General features: G+C 39.3%; 9 protein-coding genes. 1 reads left to right on the top strand and 8 read right to left on the bottom strand.

The features are described from left to right. Nucleotides 1-244 precede the first annotated feature (244 nt). The 3 genes from PQQ29_RS02645 to PQQ29_RS02635 form a co-directional block, all read right to left on the bottom strand. Nucleotides 245-670: a hypothetical protein gene (locus tag PQQ29_RS02645; protein WP_041918420.1), complete on the bottom strand. Its 426-nt coding sequence runs from the start codon at nt 668-670 to the stop codon at nt 245-247. A 195-nt stretch (nt 671-865) separates the two neighbouring features. Further along, on the bottom strand, nt 866-1,612 hold the full coding sequence (locus tag PQQ29_RS02640) for an SDR family oxidoreductase (protein ID WP_003760438.1): 747 nt from the start codon (nt 1,610-1,612) through the stop codon (nt 866-868). Between the two features lie 13 nt (nt 1,613-1,625). Further along, the gene (locus PQQ29_RS02635; RefSeq protein ID WP_010990419.1) at nt 1,626-2,195 is read right to left on the bottom strand and encodes a DapH/DapD/GlmU-related protein; all 570 of its coding nucleotides are present in this window, start codon (nt 2,193-2,195) and stop codon (nt 1,626-1,628) included. 117 nt (nt 2,196-2,312) lie between these two features. On the opposite strand from PQQ29_RS02635, the gene PQQ29_RS02630 reads away from it, so the two are divergent. Then, the gene (locus tag PQQ29_RS02630; protein WP_010990418.1) at nt 2,313-3,188 is read left to right on the top strand and encodes a LysR family transcriptional regulator; all 876 of its coding nucleotides are present in this window, start codon (nt 2,313-2,315) and stop codon (nt 3,186-3,188) included. A gap of 22 nt (nt 3,189-3,210) precedes the next feature. Here PQQ29_RS02630 and PQQ29_RS02625 read toward each other — a convergent pair whose 3' ends face one another. Genes PQQ29_RS02625 through PQQ29_RS02605 form a run of 5 tightly spaced genes read right to left on the bottom strand, consistent with a single transcriptional unit; the run spans nt 3,211 to nt 9,670 of the window. Beyond that, nucleotides 3,211-5,793: an alpha-mannosidase gene (locus PQQ29_RS02625; RefSeq protein ID WP_187983991.1), complete on the bottom strand. Its 2,583-nt coding sequence runs from the start codon at nt 5,791-5,793 to the stop codon at nt 3,211-3,213. 15 nt (nt 5,794-5,808) lie between these two features. Continuing rightward, a complete protein-coding gene (locus PQQ29_RS02620) occupies nt 5,809-6,915 on the bottom strand; it encodes a PTS fructose transporter subunit IIC (protein ID WP_003760429.1) in 1,107 nt (368 codons plus the stop codon). Between the two features lie 12 nt (nt 6,916-6,927). Further along, complete coding sequence (locus PQQ29_RS02615) at nt 6,928-7,248, bottom strand: PTS fructose transporter subunit IIB (RefSeq protein ID WP_187983990.1); 321 nt, start codon at nt 7,246-7,248, stop codon at nt 6,928-6,930. Next, nucleotides 7,245-7,709 (bottom strand): PTS sugar transporter subunit IIA, encoded by a 465-nt coding sequence (locus PQQ29_RS02610; RefSeq protein WP_010990416.1) that lies wholly within the window; start codon nt 7,707-7,709, stop codon nt 7,245-7,247. The genes PQQ29_RS02615 and PQQ29_RS02610 overlap by 4 nt, the downstream gene beginning before the upstream one ends. Further along, nucleotides 7,709-9,670 (bottom strand): BglG family transcription antiterminator, encoded by a 1,962-nt coding sequence (locus PQQ29_RS02605; protein ID WP_033533430.1) that lies wholly within the window; start codon nt 9,668-9,670, stop codon nt 7,709-7,711. Before PQQ29_RS02605 ends, PQQ29_RS02610 begins: the two co-directional genes overlap by 1 nt. Nucleotides 9,671-9,825 lie beyond the last annotated feature (155 nt).

The raw sequence follows: 9,825 nt of genomic DNA, 5'->3' as shown, positions 1-9,825 counted from the left end.
TCTCCCTCTTTTAATGTAATTTCATTCGATGTCGATGCCTTACCTTTTATTTCTTTTTCTATCTCCCGTTATCTACCTCACTGCCCTCTCTTTCTAGAAAAGGACCAGTTTTAATTGAAATAAAACTGGTCCTTTTCTTAATATTACAAAATTATTATAGCATGTATTTTTCTTTTTTGGTGAACAGAATTGTAATTTTTTTACTTTTTATTTGAATTATTAATTTTCTTAATTATAATTAACGTTAAGTAGTAATAAATTTCAGTCGCGCTGTATCAATACAAATATCAACAATATTGTCGCATTCTATAAAGCATTTCCCGTCAGATTGAAATTCTTCTGGTGCAACGGTATTAAGCATCACTAAATTCTCTTCAATCGTTTCTATTGTCCCGATAATTAGCTCATCCCAGACAGTCATTATTTCCACTAATTTGTTGTTCTTTTTCGTCCATTCAAGAAAATTCAATAGTGTGTCGCCGTCCTCACTTAATTCAGGTATTTGTTCCTGGGGGCGGTTTAAATTTTGATATGGCTTCAGATATTGAGTATCTTGTTGAACTTTAAAAATAGCTTCATTTGCTACGAGTGCAAAACCATCAAATCCCACTCTAGTATGGTATTTTTCCAATATAATGAACGAATCAAAAATAGCTCTGATATATCCCACACGAAAATCATTTGTTTCTTGCTCGTCATCATATACTTCATAAAGGCACTTTTGGTCTAATTGTTCTAATTGTTTACGGTTCATTGGGTCATCTCCTTTTTAAGCGCTTTCAATTTAAGATACCATGTTTAACCAGCTCCTGCAATACCAAAAAAAGCCTTGAACGAATAATCAATCAGTTCAAGGCTTTTCTATTTACCATGGCTGGGTCGTTGGTCCGACTGTGAATTCGTTTACGTTGATGTCTTCGGGTTGGTCAATGGCATAGGCGACGATGCTGGCGATTCGGTCTGGTGTGACGCCATATTGTTTGTAGAGGTTCGTCATTCCTTGTTCGGTTTCTTTATCCGTGATTGTTTCTAGTAATTCCGTATTGATAGCTGCTGGATAAATGGTCGCTGTGCGGATATTGGTGCCTTCTTGGGCTGACTCCATTCGTAATACTTCCATTAAATCGCGGACTGCCCATTTAGTCGCACCATAAACCGCACCGCCGGGATATGCTTTTAATCCTGCAACAGATGAAGTAGCGATGATATGACCTGATTTTTGGGCGATGAAAGAAGGTAGAACAGCCGCAATTCCATTCAGTACGCCTTTAATATTAATATCAATCATTTGCTCCCATTCGTCTTCTTTTAAAGCGGATAATGGCGAGTTTGGCATGATTCCCGCATTTAAAAAGATTGCATCTACTTTTCCGTATCTTTCAATCGCTAATTCAACTAATTTCTTATTATCTTCGCGTTTTGTTACATCCGTTTTGGCAAAAATTGCTTCACCTGAACTCGCTTTAATGGTTTGGACAATTTTTTCCAGTTTTTCCACGCGACGAGCAGCAAGAACTAACTTCGCCCCTTTTTCGGCTAAAAGTATGGCTGTTGCTTCACCAATTCCGGATGATGCTCCGGTTATAATAATTACTTTATTTTTGATTGTCATTTGCTATCTCTCCTTATTCCTCGATAATTTTACGGATTTGTTTGGCTGGGCTTCCGGCGACGATGACGTTTGCTGGGACGTCTTTTGTGACGGTAGCATCCGCAGCAACGATGGCATTTTCGCCGATTGTTACACCTGACAATATCGTTGCGTTTGCACCAATCCAGGCGTTTTTCTTCACACAAATCGGTGCTACCCGCAGTCCACGTCTCTTTTTAGGGCTGACTAAATGGTTGACGGTCACAAGTCTTGCTCCCGGACCAATTAAGACATTATCTTCAATCGTAATCCCACCCAAATCCACGAAAGTTACATTTAAATTGATAAAGATATTTTTCCCAAAAGTAATGTGTTTCCCGAAGTCGCTGTAAAAAGGAAGTGAGACATCGACTGACGGATCGACTGGTTTTCCGGTGATGTCACTGAGATATTTAGTCACTTCTTTTTTTGTGTGGTACTTGGTGTTTAGTTCGATGATAAGTTGTTCATTGTTTTGTTTTACTTCGTGAATTTCATCTAACAAATCCGACCCTTGGAGAATTTCTTGTTCGACTAGTCTTTTCTGTAAATCTTGTTCTATCATGCGCTTTCCCCCTCGAAAACCTTTTACTATTTAATTATAGCGGGAGAAGTTATAATTGAATAATACTTATAAAGCATATCCAACTATTCATTTTAGTTATGGGAAAGGGTGGTTTTAATGGAGCTTCGTGTGTTGAATTATTTTTTAACTGTTGCACGTGAAAAAACGATTAGTAGAGCGGCGGAAGTACTTCATCTTTCTCAGCCAACGCTTTCTAAACAATTGAAGGAACTTGAGGAAGAACTAGGGGTAACTTTATTTATTCGTGGAAATAGGTCTATTACGTTGACGGAGGATGGGCTTTATTTAGCGAATCGTGGAAAAGAAATTTTGTCTTTAGTGGAGTTGACTACTTCGAATTTGCTGCAAAATGAGACGATTAGTGGAAAAATAATGATTGGTGCTGCTGAAACAAGAGGATTTGAATTTATCGGCAGCGTGTTACATGAACTGAGAGAGAAACATCCCGACATTACTTTTCAATTGCATAGCGGCAATGCGGATGATGTTTTAGAAAAAATTGAGCACGGATTACTGGATTTTGGGTTGGTAATTAATCCTGCGGAAAAACTACAATATGAATATTTACCACTTACTATAGAAGATACTTGGGGGATTTTAGTCAATACAAAACATCCTTTAGCGGAAAAAGTGGTTGTAACTCCTAGTGATATTGATGCTAATCCGATTGTCGTTTCAAACCAGTCGTTCATTGATAATCAGCTAGCTAGTTGGCTTGGAGGGCATTTTGAACAATTGAATGTTATTGGGAGATATAATTTACTGTATAACGCTTCTTTGCTCGCTAAGGAGAACATCGCAAGTATTCTTTGCATTGACGGTATTATCAATACGGAAAATACTAACTTAAAGTTTATCCCTTTTTCGCCGCCTCTAACTGCTGGTATTAGTATTGTATGGAAAAAGAATCAAACTTTCTCCAGTGCTTCGAAGGAATTTTTACGATTAATACAAAAAACTTGCTCAAAATAAATGCTTTGAGCAAGTTTTCTTTTTATAAGTCTAATCGCAACGTAACAGCCCCGTATGCTGGAATCGTGTTGTTGTCATTCGCGACAACTTCTTCGATAGCATTCACATACTCAAATGACACATCCGGTAATACCAACTTTTGTGGTGTGTTAGTTGGGTTTTCCAAGCGGATGATGTATTTATCTGCTGTGTAGTAGGACGGGTGACACGCTGAAACTAAGTATTCTTTCGGTAAATTCAACATACCTAATGTTTGCTTCGCGCCTAATTTCCGTTCTGTTTTCTGGATTTTATTATCCAAGCGATGTAAAAAGTGATTGAACGGTTGGCGTTGATAAGATACGTTTGCTTGGTTGAACGCTTTTGTTCGTTCAGCGGTTTTATGTTCATCGAAAGCTCCGTCGCCAAGATAGATGGCTAGTGTGAATTCATGTTTACCAAGTAACTGCGCACCTTCTGTTTCGATGAGCACGTGACCTTTTTTCGTTGTGTCGCCTGATGCTCGGCCTGGACGGTAAGCTAAGTCAGGTTTTCCGAGTTGTCCGGTTGTTGCGAGTAATGTCAGCGCTAAATGTTGATCCAATTGCTGGTATTCTTTAACGCCCTGTGTGAAAATGGTACAACTTTCTGCTTCATTTGTTAGCGTCACGCTTTGTTCCAGTGGTTCGATGTCGATTGGCATTTCGCTATATGTTTCTTGCCAATTCGCTGGTACAACTGGTTTTCTCTCGATATATCCGAATGGAAGTGAGGCGATATTGTAGTCTGTTTTCACACCTGTGTTTACTTTTAAGCGTAGACGGTGATTTTTAATTTGGTTATCTACTTCAACTTTAACATCCAGCAGTTCGCTACCTTTTTTCACCTCTAAAATGAGTTTGATTTGCAGGTCGCCGTGCCCTTCTTTCGTCAAACGATCAAGCGGGAAATCGCTTTTTCCTGTTAAAATTAAACGTTCGACTTCACTCGATTTCTCTGTATTTGCTGTGGAAAAAGTGAACAGCTCTGCAACATCCCCAGCTAGTGGTGAATAATCATACGTATCACCTGCATTCACGTCATCCTCTAGCGTAATGAAAGAAGTCAGGCGTTCGCCGTTTGGTTTTTCAAGAACAATTTCGCCATTTTCAAAAGTGATTTTGTAGAAATCATTCGTGATTGCCACATCATTGGAAGCAATCATCGAATCCAGTTCGCGGTCATTCTCCTCAAAAGCAATCACGCGGTAACCAAGGCCTGGAAGCTCCACTTTGACGCGCACTTGAAGCACATAGTAGCCAGGTTCTTCAATAAACCGGTTTCCGGCTGGTGTTTCTTCTAGCACATTTTCGCGCGATGGAATGAACTCTTCTTGGACAATCGTTGCGTCCGGAAACGCTGGGAAATGGATGTTTTTATGCTCAGTTACTACTTGTATTTCTTTATATCCGTCAAAATCATGTAAATCCGTATTAAAAATGATAATTTCGTTCGCGGCAAGTGACAAATCATCAGCAATTTTTTTCACAATCGTGTTTTCAATACTATCGCATAGTTCGTCAGCTTCTTTCATCCGGTGCAAAATATCTTCGGCAACTGGATCAGAAACGCAGCCCGCCAAGCTATCGTGCGCTTGACCTTCTAGGAGTTTCTTCCACGTATGCATTAGTAACCGTTCGCTAATGGCAATTCCAGATGCTTTAGCAATAACAAGAAGTGGCTCAATACGTGTTAGCAGTTTTTGCTCGAGTGACGCGCTTTTTAGCTTAATATTCATTCGGCTGGAGCCAATGGTTTTATGCACTCGCGCAAGCACCGGACTTCTGAATTCGCCGCGATATTCTTCTAAATCTGGTAACTCTTTTACATATTGAATAAAATCTTGATAGGTGCTAAGTTGATAATCATGGCGTCCCATCTTGTTGATTTCTGCTAATTTCTCGGCAAAATTGCTAATAATATTCAGCTGATCGTTTCCAGATGGAATTAATACTTCGGTCGTTTTACTATATTTTTCGATAAAATCAATCGCTGGATCAAGGCGCCCATCCACGTATGCCGAAGTTGGTTCCAGAAGCATCCCTGTGCCGTATCCTTGTGGCATGTTAATCGCATAGATAGACGCTTCTTCGCCAAGTCCTTGCCATTTAAAATACGGAGACGCAACATGTTCACCAAGATGAATCCCACGCCAGAAAATCACATTATCAAAGCCAGCATGCTCAAGTAAAGTCGGCATTTGAGCATTAAAGCCAAATGTATCTGACAAATAACCTATTTTCATGTAGTCGCCGTATTTTTTACTATCAAAAATCCCAATCATCGCATTGCGCAAAATTGACTCACCATGCGCGAAAAAGGCATCTGTTTGTGTAAACCATGGTCCAATGAAAAGTTGTTTATCCGCAATCAGCTGTTTAATATCCGCTAATTTTTCCGGATACAGTGCGACATAATCATCTAAAATCGACAACTGCCCATCAAGTACAAAGTTTGCTTCTGGGTGCTTTTTCAATTCGTCAATTACTTCTGTAAAAAGTTGTTCACTTAGAACCAGTGCATCGACCGAGGTGAAATACCACTCTCGGTCCCAATGCGTATGGTTCACAATATGTGCTTTAACCATAGTTACCTCCGTTTTTTAAGCTTCCCATTCTGCTTCGTCAATTTCGTCATCGTAGCTTGAACCAGCCATTTCCTCACCAGCACTCGATTTACGTAAAGCGACTGACATACCCGCAACGATTAACGTTCCAACTGCAATCGCTAAAATATAAACTGGCCAATTTTCAACTGTGAACCAGCCATAAAAACCACTGATTGGCGCTTGGTTAATTGCGCCAAGACCTACAGCTAGCGCACCGCCGACAGCAGAACCAAGCACTGTAGCCGGAATAACTTTCAGTGGAGATTCTACCGCGAAAGGAATTGCCCCTTCACTAATCCCAACAAGTCCCATGATAAGAGAAGATTTTCCAGCCTCACGCATTTCTGCATTGTATTTACGTTTTGCGATTAATGTAGCTAAACCAAGACCAAGTGGTGGGATGATGATTGCTACTTGTGCTGCTGTGTTTGGTGCATAAATTCCACTTGTTAAAAGAGCCATCGCCGTTGTTACAGCCGCTTTATTTACTGGTCCGCCTAAGTCAAAACCAACCATCGCACCAATAATAGCCGCCATCATAATTTGGTTTGATCCAGACATACCATTAAGCCAATTTTCAAGCGCTGTATTTAAGTCAGCAAAAGGAATACCAACCACATAATTAATAATAAGAACGGTAATAAGTGTGCCAAAAACTGGTACTAAAAATACTGGTACAATTGAAGCCGCTGCTTTTGGTAATTTCACATATTTTTTAATTAAAAGACATGTATAACCAGCGATTAAACCAGCTGCAAGTGCCCCGAGAAAACCAGCGCCAATATCACGTGCCAGTAAACCACCAACAAGACCAGGTGCCAGTGCTAATTTGTCCGAAATGGAATACCCGATAAATGCTGCAATAACCGGGAACATCATTCCAAGCGCCAAGCCACCAAAACCATCTAAACTATGCAGTAGCGAAATTAAGCTATTCGCACTATCTGCGTATTTCGCATCCCAAATATCTGTAATTCCGAAAAACGAACCACCAACCCGCGCAATCGCCATAATAACGGCGCCTGCAATAACGAGCGGAATCATATATGAAATACCTGTTAAAACGTGTTTTTTCAGTTCACTCCCAATTTTTCTGAACATGGTAGATCCTCCTTATTTTTCGTCAATTAACGCAAGAGCTGCGTTGATTACTTTTTCCACATCTTTAATTGGTGCGCTTACTGGAACTTCCAGCACGACTTTACCGTCAAAACGTTCTTTGTTACGCACTTTTGTATCCACTGCGAAAATAACTACTTCGCCAATATTTACATCTTTTTCGGTTAATTCATTTTCAATTCCTGTTGCGCCTTGTGTTTCTACTTTAATAAGGTTACCCATTTTTTTCGCGCCTTTTTTAAGTGCTTGTGCTGCCATATATGTGTGCGCCACTCCTGTCGCACATGCGGTTACTGCAATAATTTTACGTTTCATATCTCTACTACGCCTCCATTTAAAATTCGAATAACTTCTTCTTTATCTCGTGTATTTTTTAAACTTTCGACAATATCATCGTCCATTAGTTTCGTCGCAATTTCAGCAAGGATTTTCAAATGTCCGTCTGTTTTGTCGGAATCAGTAATCGCTAGTAAGAAAATCATGTTTACCGGTTCGTCATCCAGTGATTCCCATTCAATCATTTCTTTCGTTCTTGCAAAAACAATGGCCGATTTTGTGACACTTTCACTTTTTCCGTGTGGGATAGCAATGTTATTACCTATTCCAGTAGTTGAATGTGCTTCACGATCCAAAACTGCTCGGACATAAGTCGCTTTATCCGCTAAAATATCACGTTCATCTAGCATTTCTGCCATTTCTTCAATTGCTGCTTCTTTGGTCGTCGCCTCTAAATCAAAGACGACTAATTCTTTTGTTAAAATATCTTTTACTTCCATTACATCCCATCCTTTAACAAATGCTCATAAATTTCTGCGGCACTTTTTAGTTGTGTCAGCTTCTCAAGCCATTTTTTATTATCAATATATTTATAAAATTGTTCATACATCGCATCTAAATTAATACCATTTTGTTCTGTCAGAGCGATAAAAAAGATTTTATCAACCTCGACTAAGCCCCATTTCACTGGTTTTTTAAGTGTAGCAATAGCGATGTGCGATTCATTAATAAGTGCAGGATCTGCGTGCGGTGTCGCCATTTCTTCAAAAGAAGTGAACGATAACGCTTCTCTTTTTAGCGCACTTTCAACAATCCCTGATTTAGCAATACCAAGATCCACAAGCTTATCACCAATTTGCGCGATTGCGTCTTCCATCGTTGCAACATCTAGCTTTGCAAAAATAGTTTTCGGTTCAATCAAGTCAATAAATGGTTGGCTGCGTTTCTTTTTCTTACGTCTCGTTCGTTCGATTTGGCTTTCAACCTGTTGTAAATCGGCTTTACTCATCATTGGACTGACAACAATACTTGGAATATCTTCCAGTTCGAGATAAATCGTGCTGATGACTAAATCTACATCGACTTCGGTTTCCATTAACGCCTGAACGGATAATATTTTTTCAATCATAATCATTGGAAAATATTTTTTAATTCTCGCCGCAAGTAATCTTGATGAACCAAGCCCGGTACTGCATACAAGTACAACTCGAATTTGGTCGGGGAAAGAACGACTTCTTTCTTTGTATGCTTCAAAATGTAGTGCGATATATGCCGTTTCATCTTCGTTCACTTGCACATCGTACTTTTGTTCAAATTTAGCTTTAAAATATAGCGCTTCTTCAAACGCTTGGGGAAAGTTTTGCTTAATTTTGCTAAGGTACGGGTTTTTAAAATGCATACCAAGTTTTAAGCGGTTAATGGCGGATTTCATATGCGTCGTCAAGTCATCAAGTAAGCTCTTATCGTAATTCCCTTCCACTAAACACGTGCTGACAAATTCTGCCACATCGTCTTCTTGTGGTCGAACACTTACAAGCAGTTCATCATGCTGTTGGTTATATGCTGCTGTTAAATGCAACTGAATATAGCCAACTTCAAATGCTGGAATTTTAATATCCAAACGATCTTCTAGCATGCTAACGAGGATTTCCGTATTGTTTCGCTGCGAATCAAATACATCTTTCATTGGGTCGCTCTCAACATTTTCGATATACTCTCCTGCTCGAATACGCTCTACAGCAATCGCAAGGTGAATGACAATCGATTGAAACGCATAATCGGTAAAAGCAAAATCATGTCGCTCACTAAATTCTTGAACAATCGCAATGATTTCTTTCAAGCCCTCTTCTGGAAAAATTCCGGTGACATCGGCTTTAATCGTGTCAAAAGCTTGGAGGACCTTTTCGCCTTCTTGCTTCAAATACCAATTATTGCCCCAAAAATTATTAATAAATTTCGATGTTAAGGCGCGCTTTTCTCGTTCACTAATAAGGAGTTTCATGCCCTTACTAGGTTTCTTATACAAAGTAATACCTTCTTTTTCCAGCATTTTCGTAACTTCAACCATGTTTTTCTCAATCGTGCTCCGGCTTATATAAAGTTCGTCGGCCAGTTGATGAATTGTGATATAATCGTCTGCTTTAAGCAACTTACTGAAAATGTAGATAACCCGCTCTTCTTTAGTTGATGGGATTTGGCTGACTTGGTTATCTAGGAATCGGCTAACTTCGGCAAAAGCCTTGTTATCGCCCTCAATATACACACCGATTTTTGGTTTACGGACAACTGTCATATCAAAATCCTTTAGAAAAACATCGATTTCCTTGAGTGAATTTGAGACAGTTTTTTCTGAAAGTCCAAGATGATTCGCGATAGTTCCAACACGTGTTTGACCTGTCTTCATTAGAAACTGAATGATATTTTTTTCGCGATTTGCAATCATTTTCGTTACCGCTTTCATTTTTAATTTTCCTTTCCCTACGCTTATTCTATTACAAAGACTCATCCCCAGAAAACTACGAAAATTACCGCATTGAATACCGTAATTTTGGGATATTGCTGTTCATTTTGGAGAATGGTAGATTTAAATTAGCACCACTAACCTAGAAAGGAAGC

The sequence above is a fragment of the Listeria innocua genome (genome assembly GCF_028596125.1).
Taxonomy (GTDB): domain Bacteria; phylum Bacillota; class Bacilli; order Lactobacillales; family Listeriaceae; genus Listeria; species Listeria innocua.
The sequence above is the reverse complement of the archived record's forward strand: the minus strand, read 5'-3'. Positions and strand labels throughout refer to the sequence as shown.

Bases quoted from the DNA above. Each gene is read 5' to 3' on its own strand.
- PQQ29_RS02640 (WP_003760438.1), bottom strand. From the start codon at position 1,612: ATGACAATCAAAAATAAAGTAATTATTATAACCGGAGCATCATCCGGA.
- PQQ29_RS02635 (WP_010990419.1), bottom strand. From the start codon at position 2,195: ATGATAGAACAAGATTTACAGAAAAGACTAGTCGAACAAGAAATTCTC.
- PQQ29_RS02630 (WP_010990418.1), top strand. From the start codon at position 2,313: ATGGAGCTTCGTGTGTTGAATTATTTTTTAACTGTTGCACGTGAAAAA.
- PQQ29_RS02625 (WP_187983991.1), bottom strand. From the start codon at position 5,793: ATGGTTAAAGCACATATTGTGAACCATACGCATTGGGACCGAGAGTGG.
- PQQ29_RS02620 (WP_003760429.1), bottom strand. From the start codon at position 6,915: ATGTTCAGAAAAATTGGGAGTGAACTGAAAAAACACGTTTTAACAGGT.
- PQQ29_RS02615 (WP_187983990.1), bottom strand. From the start codon at position 7,248: ATGAAACGTAAAATTATTGCAGTAACCGCATGTGCGACAGGAGTGGCG.
- PQQ29_RS02610 (WP_010990416.1), bottom strand. From the start codon at position 7,709: ATGGAAGTAAAAGATATTTTAACAAAAGAATTAGTCGTCTTTGATTTA.
- PQQ29_RS02605 (WP_033533430.1), bottom strand. From the start codon at position 9,670: ATGAAAGCGGTAACGAAAATGATTGCAAATCGCGAAAAAAATATCATT.